We start from the raw sequence: 15,671 nt of genomic DNA, 5'->3' as shown, positions 1-15,671 counted from the left end.
GGGATGCCGCAGCTCCCCGCCACCCCCTACCCGGCCGAGGTGCGCGCCCGGCTCGACGCGGACGCGAAGGAGGTGCTCGCCCGCTACCCCGGCAGCCGCTCCGCCCTGCTGCCGCTGCTGCACCTCGTGCAGTCCGAGGAGGGATACGTCTCCCGTACGGGCATGGCCTTCTGCGCCGAGACGCTCGACCTCACCACCGCCGAGGTCACCGCCGTCGCGACCTTCTACTCCATGTACCGGCGCAGGCCCAGCGGCGACTACCAGGTCGGCGTCTGCACCAACACCCTGTGCGCGGTCATGGGCGGCGACGCCATCTTCGACACGCTCAAGGAGCACCTCGGCGTCGGCAACAACGAGACCACCGACGACGGCAAGGTCACCCTCGAACACATCGAGTGCAACGCCGCCTGCGACTTCGCGCCCGTCGTGATGGTCAACTGGGAGTTCTTCGACAACCAGACGCCCCAGAGCGCCACCCAGCTCGTCGACGACCTGATCGCCGGCCGGACCGTCGAGCCCACCCGCGGCGCGCCGATCTGCTCGTACAAGGAGACGGCCCGCATCCTGGCCGGCTTCCCCGACGAGCGGCCCGGCGCCGTCGAGGCGACCGGCGGCGCGGGCCCCGCCTCCCTCGTCGGGCTGAAGCTCGCCAAGGGCGAAGCGCTCCCGAAGGCGCGCGTGGTCTCCCCGCGCGATGGGCAGCCCAAGAGCGCCCAGCCGCACGACCCTTCGCCGTCCGAGCACCTCAGCTCGCACGACGCACCGCAGCAGACCTCGGCCTCCGACCCGGAGCACCCGGCCGGGCCCGCAGCCGAGGAGGGGGAGTGATGACCTTGGCCGCCGAGATCGACCACAACGGGACGAGCCCCGAGAAGCTGCTCGCACCGGTCCTCTCCGCCTTCTGGGACCAGCCCGAATCCTGGACCCTGGACACCTACCGCCGCCACGACGGCTACGAAGGGCTGCGCAAGGCACTCGCCATGACGCCCGACGACCTCATCGCGTACGTCAAGGACTCCGGTCTGCGCGGACGCGGCGGCGCGGGCTTCCCCACCGGGATGAAGTGGCAGTTCATCCCGCAGGGGGACGGCAAGCCGCACTATCTGGTGGTCAACGCCGACGAGTCGGAGCCGGGGACCTGCAAGGACATCCCGCTCCTCTTCGCGAACCCGCACAGCCTCATCGAGGGCATGGTGATCGCCTGCTACGCGATCCGTTCGTCGCACGCGTTCATCTATCTGCGCGGTGAGGTCGTCCCCGTGCTGCGACGACTGCACGAGGCCGTACGAGAAGCGTACGAGGCGGGTTATCTGGGGACGAACATCCTGGGTTCAGGACTCGATCTGGAACTCACGGTGCACGCGGGCGCCGGTGCGTACATCTGTGGTGAGGAAACCGCGCTGCTCGACTCTCTCGAAGGACGGCGTGGCCAGCCCCGGCTGCGGCCCCCCTTCCCTGCGGTCGCCGGTCTGTACGCCTGCCCCACTGTGGTGAACAACGTCGAGTCCATCGCCTCGGTTCCCGCGATCCTGAACAAGGGCAAGGACTGGTTCAAGTCGATGGGCAGCGAGAAGTCCCCGGGCTTCACGCTCTACTCGCTCAGCGGCCATGTCACCAGCCCCGGCCAGTACGAGGCCCCGCTCGGCATCACGCTGCGCCAGCTCCTCGACATGAGCGGCGGCATCCGGGCCGGACACCGCCTGAAGTTCTGGACCCCGGGCGGCTCCTCCACCCCGATGTTCACCGATGAGCACCTCGACGTCCCCCTCGACTACGAGGGAGTCGGCGCCGCCGGGTCCATGCTCGGCACCAAGGCGCTCCAGTGCTTCGACGAGACGACCTGCGTCGTGCGGGCCGTCACCCGCTGGACCGAGTTCTACGCCCACGAGTCCTGCGGCAAGTGCACACCCTGCCGCGAAGGGACCTACTGGCTGGTCCAGTTGCTCCGTGACATCGAGGCGGGCAAGGGCGAGATGGCCGACCTCGACAAGCTCAACGACATCGCCGACAACATCAACGGCAAGTCGTTCTGCGCGCTCGGCGACGGAGCCGCCTCGCCGATCTTCTCCTCGCTCAAGTACTTCCGCGAGGAGTACGAGCAGCACATCACCGGCAAGGGCTGCCCCTTCGACCCCGCCCGGTCCACGGCCTGGGCCGACGACAAGAACACCGACGGCAAGAACGCTCACCGGGGGGTGAACGCATGACAGTCACCACGAGTGCGCCCTCCGGGGGCGGCGAGACGGCGATCCCGCCCGAGGACCTGGTCACGCTGACCATCGACGGCATCGAGATCAGCGTCCCCAAGGGGACCCTGGTCATCCGCGCCGCCGAGCTCCTCGGCATCGAGATCCCGCGCTTCTGCGACCACCCGCTCCTCGACCCCGCCGGCGCCTGCCGCCAGTGCATCGTCGAAGTAGAAGGCCAGCGCAAGCCGATGGCCTCCTGCACCATCACCTGCACCGACGGCATGGTCGTCAAGTCGCAGATCACCTCTCCTGTCGCCGAGAAGGCGCAGAAGGGCGTGATGGAGCTGCTGCTGATCAACCATCCGCTGGACTGCCCCGTCTGCGACAAGGGCGGCGAGTGCCCGCTCCAGAACCAGGCGATGTCGCACGGCGGCGCCGACTCCCGCTTCGAGGGCAAGAAGCGGACCTTCGAGAAGCCCGTCCCGATCTCCACCCAGGTGCTGCTGGACCGTGAGCGGTGCGTGCTCTGCGCGCGCTGCACCCGGTTCTCCAACCAGGTGGCGGGCGACCCGATGATCGAGCTGATCGAGCGCGGCGCCCTCCAGCAGGTCGGCACCGGCGAGGGCGACCCCTTCGAGTCGTACTTCTCCGGCAACACCATCCAGATCTGCCCGGTCGGCGCGCTGACCTCGGCGGCGTACCGGTTCCGCTCCCGCCCCTTCGACCTGGTCTCCACCCCCTCGGTGTGCGAGCAGTGCGCGGGCGGTTGCTCGACCCGCACCGACCACCGGCGCGGCAAGGTCATGCGTCGCCTCGCGGCCAACGAGCCCGAGGTCAACGAGGAGTGGCTCTGCGACAAGGGGCGGTTCGGCTTCCGCTACGCGCAGCAGCGCGACCGGCTCACCACCCCGCTGGTCCGCAACGCCGAGGGCGAGCTGGAACCGGCGAGCTGGCCCGAGGCCCTGGAAGCCGCGGCGGCCGGACTCCTCGCCGCCCGCGGCCGTACCGGCGTCCTGACCGGCGGCCGGCTGACCGTCGAGGACGCCTACGCGTACAGCAAGTTCGCCCGGGTCGCCCTCGACACCAACGACGTCGACTTCCGCTCCCGGGTGCACAGCGCCGAGGAGGCCGACTTCCTGGCCGCCCGGGTCGCCGGACGCGGCCGGGACCTGGACGGCGAGGGAGTCACGTACACCGCGCTGGAGAAGGCGCCCGCGGTCCTGCTCGTCGGCTTCGAGTCCGAGGAGGAGGCGCCCGGCGTCTTCCTGCGGCTGCGCAAGGCCCACCGCAAGAGCGGCCAGAAGACCTTCGCGCTCGCCTCGCACGCCACCCGGGGCCTGGTGAAGGCGGGCGGCACCCTGCTGCCCGCCGCCCCCGGCACCGAGACCGAGTGGCTGGACGCGCTCGCGGGCGGCGTCGGCCTGGAGGCCGAAGGGGCCGCCGCGGCCGAGGCGCTCCGCGCTGAGCACTCCCTGATCATCGTCGGTGAACGGCTCGCGGGAGTACCGGGCGCGCTGTCCGCCGCCGTCCGCACCGCCACCGCCACCGGCGCACGCCTGGTGTGGATCCCGCGCCGGGCGGGCGACCGGGGCGCGGTCGAGGCGGGCGCGCTCCCCACCCTGCTGCCCGGCGGCCGGCCTGCCACCGACCCGCGGGCCCGCGAGGAGGTCGCGGAGCTGTGGCGCGTGGCCGAACTGCCCACCCGCCACGGCCGCGACACCGGCCAGATCGTCGAGGCCGCGGCCACCGGCGAACTGGGCGCGCTGCTCGTCGCCGGGGTCGGCGTCGAGGACCTGCCCGACCCGAACCGCGCCATCCAGGCGCTGAACGAGGTCGGCTTCCTGGTCTCGCTGGAACTGCGGCCGAGCGCCGTCTCCGCCCGGGCGGACGTGGTCTTCCCGGTCGCCGCCGTCGCCGAGAAGTCCGGCACCTTCCTCAACTGGGAGGGCCGGGTCCGGATGTTCCAGGCGGCGCTGAAGCCGGAGCAGATGCCCCGGACGCTGGCGCCGACGGACTCCCGGGTGCTGCACATGCTGGCCGACGCCATGGACGTGCACTTCGCCCTGCCGGACCTGACCGCCGCCCGCCGCGAGCTGGACCGCCTCGGCGGCTGGGAGGGCGGCCACGCCCAGGACCCGCGCGAGAGCGCCCAGCCGCTGCCCCGGCCCGGCGACGGCGAGGCGGTCCTCGCGGGCCACCGGATGCTGCTCGACCTCGGCCGGCTCCAGGACGGCGACACCGCGCTGGCCGGGACCCGGCACGCGGCCGTCGCCCGGCTCTCGGCGGTCACCGCCGCCGAGTCCGGTGTCAAGGACGGCGATCTGCTCGCCGTCACCGGCCCCGCGGGCACCGTCGAACTGCCCCTCGCGGTCACCGACATGCCGGACCGGGTGGTCTGGGTGCCGCTGAACTCGGTGGGGCGCGGCATCCCCGCCGACACCGGCGCGAACCCCGGCGGCCTGGTGCGGATCGGTCCCGCCGCCGCGGGTGCTCCCGTCGAACCATCGGAGGTACGAGCGTGACTGGCCTCGCCGCATTCACGACGGCGCCCGAGGGCGTCGTCCTCGCCGCCGAGGATCTCTCGATGTTCGGCACCGACCCCTGGTGGCTCGTCGTCATCAAGGCGGTCTTCTGCTTCGCGTTCCTGATGGTGACCGTGCTGTTCTCCATCGTGTGGGAGCGCAAGGTCGTCGCCTGGATGCAGCTGCGCATCGGCCCCAACCGCCACGGCCCCTGGGGCATGCTCCAGTCGCTCGCCGACGGCATGAAACTCATGCTCAAGGAAGACGTCGTCGTCAAGCGGGCCGACAAGGTCGTCTACATCCTGGCGCCGATCGTCGCGGCGATCCCGGCGTTCATGGCGATCGCGGTCATCCCGTTCGGCCCCGCCGACAACCAGGTGTCGATCTTCGGGCAGCGCACGACGATGCAGCTGACCGACCTCCCGATCGCGATGCTCTACATCCTCGCGGTCGCCTCGGTCGGCATCTACGGCCTCGTGCTGGCGGGCTGGTCCTCCGGATCGACGTACCCGCTGCTCGGCGGTCTGCGCTCCGCCGCCCAGATGATCAGCTACGAGATCGCGATGGGCGCCGCGTTCGCCTCGGTGTTCCTCTACTCCGGGTCGATGTCGACCTCGGCGATCGTGGAGGCGCAGGCGGACCGGTGGTTCGTGATCCTGCTGCCGGTCTCCTTCATCATCTACATCATCACGATGGTCGGTGAGACCAACCGGGCGCCGTTCGACATGCCGGAGTCCGAGGGCGACCTCGTCGGCGGGTTCAACACCGAGTACTCCTCGATCAAGTTCGCGATGTTCATGCTCGCCGAGTACGTCAACATGGTCACCGTCTCCGCGGTCTCCGTGACCCTCTTCCTGGGCGGCTGGCGGGCTCCGTACCCGATCAGCACCTTCTGGGAGGGCGCGAACCAGGGCTGGTGGCCGATGCTCTGGTTCGTCCTCAAGGTCCAGCTGCTGCTGTTCTTCTTCATCTGGCTGCGCGGCACCCTGCCCCGGGTCCGCTATGACCAGCTGATGAAGCTCGGCTGGAAGGTGCTCATCCCGGTCTCCGTGGTCTGGCTGATGCTCGTCGCCACGGTGCGCGCCCTGCGCAACGAGGGCTACGACTTCTCCCGGATCGTGCTGTACGTCGGAGCGGCCGTGCTCGCGATCCTGCTGATCTCGTTCATCGTCGACATGTTCCGCGACCGCAGGCACCGGGCCGAGGAGGAAGCGGCCGGACCGGAGCCCGCCTTCGATCCGATGGCGGGCGGGTTCCCGGTGCCTCCGCTGCCCGGACAGACCCTGCCGCCGGTGCCCAGGCGCACACCACGACGGGAGCGGGAGCTCGTTGTCAGTGGTGGACCGGATACTCAGAGTGACGGAAACGCGAGTGACGGAAAGGAGGCCGGCGGTGTCTGAGAAACCAGAGCTCACGGGCTCATCGGGATCCGCTGGGTCCTCGGGCCGGACGGGGGAGTCGGGGGACACGTTCCAGAACCCCGTGGCCGGCTTCGGCGTGACCTTCAAGGCCATGTTCAAGAAGCGGCTCACCGAGCAGTATCCGGAGACGCCGAAGGTGACGGCGCCCCGCTTCCACGGCCGCCACCAGCTCAACCGCCACCCGGACGGCCTGGAGAAGTGCGTCGGCTGCGAGCTGTGCGCCTGGGCCTGTCCGGCGGACGCGATCTACGTGGAGGGCGCGGACAACACCGAGGAGGAGCGCTACTCCCCGGGTGAGCGCTACGGCCGCGTCTACCAGATCAACTACGCGCGCTGCATCCTGTGCGGACTCTGCATCGAGGCGTGCCCCACCCGGGCACTGACGATGACGAACGAGTTCGAGCTCGCCAACACCACCCGCGAGAGCCTCATCTACACCAAGGACGAGCTGCTCGCGGGCCTGGAAGAGGGCATGGTCGACAGCCCGCACGCGATCTTCCCCGGCATGGACGAGCAGGACTACTACCGGGGAGTGGTCACCGAGGCCGCCCCCGGCGCGGTCCGTCAGACGGCCGTGTCCAAGGGCGAGAGCGACAAGCCCGACGAGGACCCCATCGAGTCCACCAGGGCCGCCGACGCCACCCGGCAGGACAAGGGGGTGGGGGCGTGAACGCGCTGGCCGCAGCCACCACCACCTCGACCGGCGAGGCCTTCCAGTTCTGGATCCTGGGCACCGTCGCCGTGATCGGCGCGCTCTCCACGGTCCTGCTGAAGAGGGCCGTGCACAGCGCGCTCTCGCTCGCCGGCACCATGATCGTCCTGGCGGTGTTCTACCTCGCCAACGGGGCGTATTTCCTCGGCATCGTCCAGATCGTCGTCTACACCGGCGCGATCATGATGCTGTTCCTCTTCGTCGTCATGCTCGTCGGCGTCACCGCCGCCGACTCCCTCAAGGAGACCATCAAGGGACAGCGCTGGCTGGCCCTCGGCTGCTCCCTCGGATTCGGCATCCTGCTGATCGCCGGCATCGGCAACGCCTCCCTCAGCACGTTCGAGGGCCTCGGCGCCGCCAACGCGGCGCACGGCGGCAATATCGAGGGGCTCGCCAACCTCATCTTCACGAAGTACGTCTTCGCCTTCGAGATCACCGGCGCCCTGCTGATCACCGCGACGGTCGGCGCGATGGTGCTCACGCACCGCGAGCGCACCGAACGGGCCAAGACCCAGCGGGAGATGTCCGCGGAGCGCGTGCGCGGCAAGCACCTCCCGCCGCTCCCCGCACCCGGCGTCTACGCCCGGCACAACGCGGTGGACATCCCCGGTCTGCTCCCCGACGGCACGCCGTCCGAGCTGACCGTCATGCAGACGCTGCGCCGGCGCGGCCAGATCCGTGATGTCTCGCAGCAGTCCCTCGCCGATCTCAAGGCTCTGGAGCAGCGCTCCGGGGAGCGGCTCGGACGTGAGGACGCGGACGCCGCGGCGCGCGGAGCCAATCCCCCGTCCACGGCGGAGAATTCGGAGGCCGCCAAGTGAACCCGGTCAACTACCTCTACCTCGCGGCCCTGCTGTTCGCGATCGGCGCCTCCGGGGTGCTGGTCCGGCGGAACGCGATCGTGGTGTTCATGTGCGTCGAGCTGATGCTCAACGCCTGCAATCTGGCGCTCGTCACGTTCTCCCGGATGCACGGCAACCTCGACGGGCAGATCGTCGCGTTCTTCACGATGGTCGTCGCCGCCGCGGAAGTCGTCGTCGGACTCGCGATCATCGTGTCGTTGTTCCGCTCCCGCCACTCGGCCTCGGTCGACGACGCCAGCCTGATGAAGCTGTAAGGGGTCGGAAACGTGGAGAACCTGATTGCGCTGCTCGTCGCGGCGCCCCTGCTCGGAGCGGCGGTCCTGCTCTGCGGCGGACGCCGACTGGACAAGACCGGCCACTGGCTCGGCACCGTCCTCGCCGGAGCCTCGTTCGTCGTCGGACTGATTCTGTTCACCGACATGCTGGGGAAGGACGCCGAGGACCGGGCCCTGCACCAGCACCTGTTCAGCTGGATTCCGGTGGAGGGCTTCCAGGCCGACATCGCCTTCCAGCTCGACCAGTTGTCGATGACGTTCGTCCTGCTCATCACCGGTGTGGGCACGCTGATCCACATCTACTCCATCGGCTACATGGAGCACGACGAGCGCAGGCGCCGCTTCTTCGGCTATCTCAACCTGTTCCTCGCGGCGATGCTCATCCTGGTCATCGCCGACAACTACCTGCTGCTGTACGTCGGGTGGGAGGGCGTCGGTCTGGCGTCGTTCCTGCTCATCGGCTTCTGGCAGCACAAGCCCACCGCGGCCACCGCCGCGAAGAAGGCCTTCCTGGTCAACCGGGTCGGCGACATGGGCCTGTCGATCGCCATCATGCTGATGTTCACCACCTTCGGCACCTTCGCCTTCGGGCCGGTGCTGGAGTCGGCGGGCGAGACGAGCCAGGGCAAGCTGACCGCCATCGGGCTGATGCTGCTGCTGGCCGCCTGCGGCAAGTCGGCCCAGGTGCCGCTGCAGTCCTGGCTCGGTGACGCGATGGAGGGCCCGACCCCGGTCTCCGCCCTCATCCACGCCGCGACCATGGTCACCGCCGGCGTCTATCTGATCGTCCGCTCCGGCGCGATCTTCAACGCCGCCCCGGACGCCCAGATGGTCGTCGTCATCGTCGGCGCGGTCACGCTGATCTTCGGTGCGATCGTCGGTTGCGCGAAGGACGACATCAAGAAGGCCCTCGCCGGCTCCACGATGTCGCAGATCGGCTACATGATCCTGGCCGCGGGCCTCGGCCCCATCGGCTACATCTTCGCGATCATGCACCTGGTGACGCACGGCTTCTTCAAGGCCGGGCTCTTCCTCGGCGCGGGCTCGGTCATGCACGGCATGAACGACGAGGTCGACATGCGCAAGTACGGCGGCCTGCGGAAGTACATGCCGGTCACCTTCGTCACCTTCGGCCTCGGCTATCTGGCCATCATCGGCTTCCCCGGCCTGTCCGGCTTCTTCTCCAAGGACAAGATCATCGAGGCGGCCTTCGCCAAGGGCGGCACCGAGGGCTGGATCCTCGGCTCCGTGGCCCTGCTGGGCGCCGCGATCACCGCGTTCTACATGACGCGCGTGATGCTGATGACGTTCTTCGGCGAGAAGCGCTGGCAGCCGGACGCGGAGGGCCACGAGCCGCACCCGCACGAGTCCCCGAAGTCGATGACGATCCCGATGATCGTGCTGGCCTTCGGCTCGGTCTTCGCGGGCGGCTTCTTCGCGATCGGCGACCGGTTCATCAACTGGCTGGAGCCCGTCACCGGTTACGACCACGGTCACGCCCCGCTGAGCGCGGCCACGGTCACCGGAGCCACCGTCGTGGCCCTGGTCATCGGCGTCGGGATCGCCTGGGCGATGTACGGACGCAAGCCCGTGCCCGTCGTCGCCCCGCGCGGCTCGGTCCTCACCCGGGCCGCCCGCCGCGATCTCCTCCAGGACGACTTCAACCACGTGGTCCTGGTCCGCGGTGGCGAGCACCTCACCCGCTCGCTGGTCTACGTGGACCACTCCCTGGTCGACGGCGTCGTCAACGGCACGGCCGCCTCGGTCGGCGGGCTCTCCGGCCGGCTGCGCAAGCTGCAGAACGGCTACGCCCGCACCTACGCGGTCTCGATGTTCGGCGGTACGGCGGTCGTCATCGCCGCGACCCTGCTGATGAGGGCGGTCTGATCACATGTCCTTTCCCCTCCTGACCGCGACGGCGGCGCTCCCGGCGATCGGCGCCATCGCCACCGCCGCCGTCCCCGCCGCGCGGCGCACCGCGGCCAAATGGCTCGCGCTGCTCTTCTCGCTCGGCACGCTCGTGCTGGCGGCCGTCGTCTTCCTCCGCTTCGAACCGGGCGGCGACCGCTACCAGCTCACCGAGTCCCGGTCCTGGATCGCCGACTTCGGCGTCCGCTACGAGCTGGGCGTGGACGGCATCGGAGTGGCGCTCCTCGGCCTCACCGCGCTGCTGATCCCGTTCGTCATCGTCGCGGGCTGGCACGACGCCGACCCCCTGGAGACGAAGTCCTCGCGCTGGCGTCCGACACAGGGCTTCTTCGCCCTGATCCTCATGGTCGAGGCCATGGTGATCCTGTCGTTCGTCGCCACGGACGTCTTCCTCTTCTACATCCTGTTCGAAGCCATGCTCATCCCGATGTACTTCCTCATCGGCGGCTTCGGCGACCGGGCCCACGCGGGCACCGACGAGAACGCCGCGACCCAGCGGTCGTACGCGGCGGTCAAGTTCCTCCTCTACAACCTGGCCGGCGGTCTGATCATGCTGGCCGCGGTCATCGGCCTCTACGTGGTCGCGGGCAGCTTCTCGCTCTCCGAGATCACCGAGGCCCGGGCCAACGGCTCCCTGGAGATGGCGACCAGCACCGAACGGTGGCTGTTCCTCGGGTTCTTCCTCGCCTTCGCGGTGAAGGCCCCGCTGTGGCCGCTGCACACCTGGCTGCCCAACGCGATGGGCGAGGCGACCGCCCCGGTCGCCGTGCTGATCACCGCGATCGTCGACAAGGTCGGCACCTTCGCGATGCTCCGCTTCTGCCTCGGGCTCTTCCCGGAGGCCAGCAAGTGGGCTACGCCGGTGGTCATCACCCTGGCGCTGATCTCCATCGTGTACGGGGCGCTGCTCGCGGTCGGCCAGCGCGACATCAAGCGGCTCATCGCCTACGCCTCGATCTCGCACTTCGGCTTCATCATCCTGGGCATCTTCGCCATGACCAGCCAGGGGCAGTCGGGCGCCACGCTCTACATGGTCAACCACGGGATCTCGACGGCCGCACTGCTGCTGGTCGCCGGATTCCTCATCACCCGCCGCGGATCACGGCTCATCGCGGACTACGGCGGGGTGCAGAAGGTCGCCCCCGTGCTGGCCGGGACGTTCCTCATCGGCGGGCTCGCCACCCTGTCGCTGCCCGGACTCGCCCCGTTCGTCAGTGAGTTCCTGGTCCTCGTCGGCACGTTCAGCGCGTATCCGGTGGCCGGCATCATCGCCACCTCCGGCATCGTGCTCGCCGCGCTCTACGTCCTGGTCCTCTACCAGCGCACGATGACCGGCCCGGTGCAGGAATCGGTCCGCTCCATGCCGGACCTCAGGGCCCGGGAGCTGGCGGTCGCGCTTCCGCTGATCGCTGTGCTGATCTTCCTGGGCGTCTTCCCGAAGCCGCTCACCGAGGTCGTCAACCCGGCGGTGGAGCACACCATGTCCGACGTACAGAAGAAGGACCCCCAGCCCGAGGTGGAGGCCGCCAAGTGAGCGCAACAGCTGTCCACAGTCTGTGGACGACGGCGAGCGGGGTGACATCGGCGGCACCGGGCAACTCGTTCACGGCGCCGAAGATCGAGTACACCCAGCTGATGCCGGTCCTGATCATCGTGGTCGCCGCCGTCCTGGGCATCCTGGTGGAGGCCTTCGTGCCGCGCCGGGCCCGCTACCACGCCCAGCTCTTCCTGACCGTGGTGGCGGTCGCCGGCTCGTTCGCCGCGATCGTCGGCCTCGCGGCCGGCGGTTACGCCACCACGGACGCCGGGATCGTGGCCATGGGCGCCATCGCGATCGACGGCCCCACCCTGTTCCTCCAGGGCACCATTCTCCTGGTCGCCATGGTGGCGGTCTTCACCTTCGCCGAGCGCCGGCTCGACCCCACCACCCACGGCAACCGGGTCGACTCGTTCGCCGCGCAGGCCGGTTCCGTACCGGGCGGCGAGGGCGAGAAGGCCGCGGTGCGGGCCGGGTTCACCACCACCGAGGTCTTCCCGCTCCTGCTCTTCTCGGTGGCGGGGCTGCTGGTCTTCCCGGCCGCCAACGACCTGCTGACCCTCTTCATCGCGCTGGAAGTCTTCTCGCTCCCGCTCTACCTCCTGTGCGCCGTCGCCCGCCGCAAGCGGCTGATGTCGCAGGAGGCGGCCGTGAAGTACTTCCTGCTCGGCGCGTTCTCCTCGGCGTTCCTGCTCTTCGGGATCGCCCTCCTCTACGGCTACTCGGGTTCCCTCGGGTACGCGGAGATCGCCAACGTCGTCGACGGCTCGGTCCTGGAGATCGACCCGGCCCTCGCCGACACCATGGGCAACGACGCACTGCTGCTCATCGGCGGCGCGATGATCCTGACGGGCCTGCTCTTCAAGGTCGGCGCGGTCCCGTTCCACATGTGGACCCCGGACGTCTACCAGGGCGCCCCGACCCCGGTGACCGGCTTCATGGCCGCCGCGACGAAGGTCGCCGCGTTCGGCGCCCTGCTGCGCCTGCTGTACGTGGCACTGCCGGGCCTCGCCTGGGACCTGCGGCCGGTCATGTGGGCGGTGGCCATCGTCACGATGCTGGGCGGCGCGATCGTCGCGATCACCCAGACCGACATCAAGCGGCTGCTGGCCTACTCCTCGATCGCGCACGCGGGCTTCATCCTCGCGGGCGTCATCGCGGCCAGCCCGGAGGGCATCTCCTCGGTCCTCTTCTACCTGCTGGCCTACTCCTTCGTGACGGTCGGCGCGTTCGCCGTCGTCACCCTGGTGCGGGACGCGGGCGGCGAGGCCACCCACCTGTCGAAGTGGGCCGGGCTCGGCCGGCGCTCGCCGCTGGTCGCCGCGGTCTTCGCGGTGTTCCTGCTGGCCTTCGCGGGCATCCCGCTGACCTCCGGGTTCTCCGGGAAGTTCGCGGTGTTCAAGGCGGCCGCCGAGGGCGGGGCCGGCGGGCTGGTCGTCGTCGGTGTGCTCTCCTCGGCCGTCGCGGCGTTCTTCTACATCCGCGTGATCGTCCTGATGTTCTTCAGCGAGCCGAAGGCGGACGGCCCCACGGTCGCCGTCCCGTCCCCGCTGACCATGACGACGATCGCGGTCGGCGTCGCCGTCACCCTGGTGCTGGGCCTGGCCCCGCAGTACTTCCTGGACCTGGCGAGCCAGGCGGGAGTGTTCGTGCGGTAGCCCGCGCGGTACGCGGTTCAGCAGCGCCGGACGGTCGGTTGTCCACAGACCGTCCGGCGTTGTCGTTGCCTCCGCCTATCGTGGACGGGGACGAGAGCAGGACGGACAGGGCCGGGCGTGCGGACCCTCGGGGGACAGAGCATTGGGCGTGACCATGGATGAGACCACCGGGACGGTGACCGGAACCGGCACCGACACGGACGGCGAGAGCGAGGCGCGGCGGACGCTGCACCGCGTCTTCGGGTACGAGTCGTTCCGCGGCGAGCAGGGCGCGGTCATCGAGCATGTGGTGGCGGGCGGCGACGCGGTCGTGCTCATGCCCACCGGCGGTGGGAAGTCCCTCTGCTACCAGATCCCGTCCCTGGTCAGGCGGGGCACCGGCGTCGTCGTCTCCCCGCTGATCGCCCTCATGCAGGACCAGGTCGACGCCCTGCGGGCGCTCGGCGTCCGGGCCGGCTTCATGAACTCCACGCAGGACTTCGACGAGCGCCGCTCGATGGAGGCGCAGTTCCTCGCGGGCGAGCTGGACGTGCTCTACCTCGCTCCGGAGCGGCTGCGCCTGGACTCCACGCTCTCCCTGCTGGCCCGGGGCGAGATCTCCGTCTTCGCGATCGACGAGGCGCACTGCGTCGCCCAGTGGGGCCACGACTTCCGCCCCGACTATCTGGCCCTGTCGGTGCTCGGCGAGCGCTGGCCGGACGTTCCGCGCATCGCCCTGACGGCGACCGCGACCCACGCCACGCACGAGGAGATCACCCGCCGCCTCGGCATGCCGGACGCGAAGCACTTCGTCGCGAGCTTCGACCGGCCGAACATCCAGTACCGGATCGTGCCGAAGTCCGAGCCCAAGAAGCAGCTCCTCACCTTCCTCAAGGAGGAGCACGCCGGGGACGCCGGCATCGTCTACTGCCTCTCGCGCAACTCCACCGAGAAGATCGCGGAGTACCTCTGCCGCAACGGCGTGGAGGCCGTGCCGTACCACGCGGGCCTGGACGCCGGGACGCGCGCCACCCACCAGGCGCGCTTCCTCCGCGAGGAGGGGCTCGTCGTCGTCGCGACGATCGCGTTCGGCATGGGCATCGACAAGCCGGACGTCCGCTTCGTCGCCCACGTCGACCTCCCCAAGTCCGTCGAGGGGTATTACCAGGAGACCGGCCGCGCGGGCCGTGACGGGGAACCGTCGACGGCCTGGATGGCGTACGGACTCCAGGACGTCGTCCAGCAGCGCAAGCTCATCCAGGGCGGCGAGGGCGACGAGGCGTTCCGCCGCCGGGCCGCCTCCCATCTGGACTCGATGCTGGCCCTGTGCGAGACGGTCCAGTGCCGCCGGGCCCAGCTGCTGACCTACTTCGGCCAGGAACCCACCGCCCCCGCCTGCGGCAACTGCGACACCTGCCTGACCCCGCCGGAGACCTGGGACGGCACGGTCGTCTCGCAGAAGCTGCTCTCCACGGTGGTGCGGCTGAAGCGCGAACGGAACCAGAAGTTCGGCGCGGGCCAGATCATCGACATCCTGCTGGGCCGCAAGACCGCCAAGGTCATCCAGTTCGACCACGACCAGCTCTCCGTCTTCGGCATCGGCGAGGATCTGGCGGAGGCGGAGTGGCGCGGTGTGGTGCGCCAGCTGCTGGCCCAGGGGCTGCTCGCGGTCGAGGGGGAGTACGGCACGCTGGTCCTGACCGACGAGAGCGCGACGGTCCTGGGGCGGGAGCGGGACGTGCTGCTCCGCAAGGAGCCGAAGAAGCCGACGTCCCGGTCGTCGTCCTCGGCCGGCGGAGCCAAGGGCGCCAAGGGCAAGGCGGCCGCCGCCGATCTCCCCGAGTCCGCCGTCCCGGTCTTCGAGGCGCTGCGCGCCTGGCGCGGCGCGACGGCGAAGGAGCAGGGCGTCCCGGCGTACGTCATCTTCCACGACGCCACGCTGCGCGAGATCGCGACGCTGCACCCGAGCTCCCTCGCGGAGCTGGGCGGTGTCAGCGGCCTGGGCGAGAAGAAGCTGGCGACCTATGGGGAAGGCGTGCTGGAGGTCCTGGCGCAGACGTCCCCGGGGGCGGCGGCGGAGACTCCCGCACCGGCGGCCCCGGCTCCCGCGGCTGCTCCCGCGGTGCCCGCGTCGCGCCCGGCGGCGGCCCCCACGAAGGCCCCGGCCCGTGCGCAATCCCCGGCCCCGCAGCACAGCGACCCCGAGTTCGGCTGGGACGAGGAACCGCCCGAGTACGAGTGAGGCGCATACCGGGCGGCGGGTGCGGTCGCCCGGACGTGCTCGCCGAAGAAGCTGATTGCCCACGCATGGAACAGGGTCCGCGGGCAGGCGAAGACCAGACTTCCGTCGATCAGCTCCGTGTGCGGAGGCAGATTCGGGAGTGTGTCCAAGTGATCGGCGGTCCAACCGCCCTCGGGCGGGACCGCCCACCGCGGCTCGGAGGCCTCGGGTCCGATGCTTGTCGGTGCTCCCATGGGAGGAGCTCGCGGGCCCGACCAGCGTATCCGCCGGGAACCGGATGAGGCTCCCCCGAACGTGTGAACGCCTCGCGCACCGCTGACCGGCCCGCTCGCCTAGTCCCCGCC

The 15,671-nt window shown here is 70.1% G+C and carries 11 protein-coding genes and 1 pseudogene; 11 read left to right on the top strand and 1 reads right to left on the bottom strand.

Annotation, left to right across the window (positions count from 1 at the left end; genetic code table 11):
* The first annotated feature begins 3 nt into the window (after positions 1-3).
* The 11 genes from nuoE (at position 4) to recQ (ending at position 15,327) form a co-directional block, all read left to right on the top strand.
* Positions 4-828, top strand: coding sequence for an NADH-quinone oxidoreductase subunit NuoE (gene nuoE / locus HET64_RS15450; protein ID WP_215105886.1), 825 nt, complete (start codon positions 4-6; stop codon positions 826-828).
* On the top strand, positions 825-2,207 hold the full coding sequence (gene nuoF, locus HET64_RS15445) for an NADH-quinone oxidoreductase subunit NuoF (protein WP_215105884.1): 1,383 nt from the start codon (positions 825-827) through the stop codon (positions 2,205-2,207). The genes nuoE and nuoF overlap by 4 nt, the downstream gene beginning before the upstream one ends.
* Positions 2,204-4,711: an NADH-quinone oxidoreductase subunit G gene (locus HET64_RS15440; protein ID WP_215105882.1), complete on the top strand. Its 2,508-nt coding sequence runs from the start codon at positions 2,204-2,206 to the stop codon at positions 4,709-4,711. The genes nuoF and HET64_RS15440 overlap by 4 nt, the downstream gene beginning before the upstream one ends.
* Positions 4,708-6,111 carry an NADH-quinone oxidoreductase subunit NuoH gene (gene nuoH, locus HET64_RS15435; RefSeq protein WP_215105880.1) on the top strand — a complete coding sequence of 468 codons (1,404 nt, stop codon included), beginning with the start codon at positions 4,708-4,710 and terminating at the stop codon, positions 6,109-6,111. Before HET64_RS15440 ends, nuoH begins: the two co-directional genes overlap by 4 nt.
* Positions 6,104-6,802, top strand: coding sequence for an NADH-quinone oxidoreductase subunit NuoI (gene nuoI, locus HET64_RS15430; RefSeq protein WP_215105878.1), 699 nt, complete (start codon positions 6,104-6,106; stop codon positions 6,800-6,802). Before nuoH ends, nuoI begins: the two co-directional genes overlap by 8 nt.
* On the top strand, positions 6,799-7,665 hold the full coding sequence (locus tag HET64_RS15425) for an NADH-quinone oxidoreductase subunit J (protein WP_215105876.1): 867 nt from the start codon (positions 6,799-6,801) through the stop codon (positions 7,663-7,665). The genes nuoI and HET64_RS15425 overlap by 4 nt, the downstream gene beginning before the upstream one ends.
* Complete coding sequence (gene nuoK / locus HET64_RS15420) at positions 7,662-7,961, top strand: NADH-quinone oxidoreductase subunit NuoK (RefSeq protein ID WP_003967074.1); 300 nt, start codon at positions 7,662-7,664, stop codon at positions 7,959-7,961. Before HET64_RS15425 ends, nuoK begins: the two co-directional genes overlap by 4 nt.
* A 12-nt stretch (positions 7,962-7,973) precedes the next feature.
* The gene (gene nuoL, locus HET64_RS15415; RefSeq protein WP_215105874.1) at positions 7,974-9,869 is read left to right on the top strand and encodes an NADH-quinone oxidoreductase subunit L; all 1,896 of its coding nucleotides are present in this window, start codon (positions 7,974-7,976) and stop codon (positions 9,867-9,869) included.
* 4 nt (positions 9,870-9,873) lie between these two features.
* Entirely contained in the window at positions 9,874-11,445 is a 1,572-nt protein-coding gene (locus tag HET64_RS15410) for an NADH-quinone oxidoreductase subunit M (RefSeq protein ID WP_215105872.1), read from the top strand.
* Positions 11,442-13,106 (top strand): NADH-quinone oxidoreductase subunit NuoN, encoded by a 1,665-nt coding sequence (gene nuoN, locus HET64_RS15405; RefSeq protein ID WP_215105870.1) that lies wholly within the window; start codon positions 11,442-11,444, stop codon positions 13,104-13,106. Before HET64_RS15410 ends, nuoN begins: the two co-directional genes overlap by 4 nt.
* A gap of 154 nt (positions 13,107-13,260) precedes the next feature.
* A complete protein-coding gene (recQ, locus tag HET64_RS15400; RefSeq protein WP_215105868.1) occupies positions 13,261-15,327 on the top strand; it encodes a DNA helicase RecQ in 2,067 nt (688 codons plus the stop codon).
* A gap of 17 nt (positions 15,328-15,344) precedes the next feature.
* Here recQ and HET64_RS39055 read toward each other — a convergent pair.
* Positions 15,345-15,560 (bottom strand): annotated as a pseudogene (locus tag HET64_RS39055) (Uma2 family endonuclease); the annotation flags it as partial.
* Positions 15,561-15,671 lie beyond the last annotated feature (111 nt).

Origin of the sequence: Streptomyces sp. McG3 (genome assembly GCF_018619185.1) — a bacterium.
GTDB lineage: Bacteria > Actinomycetota > Actinomycetes > Streptomycetales > Streptomycetaceae > Streptomyces.
The sequence above is the reverse complement of the archived record's forward strand: the minus strand, read 5'-3'. Positions and strand labels throughout refer to the sequence as shown.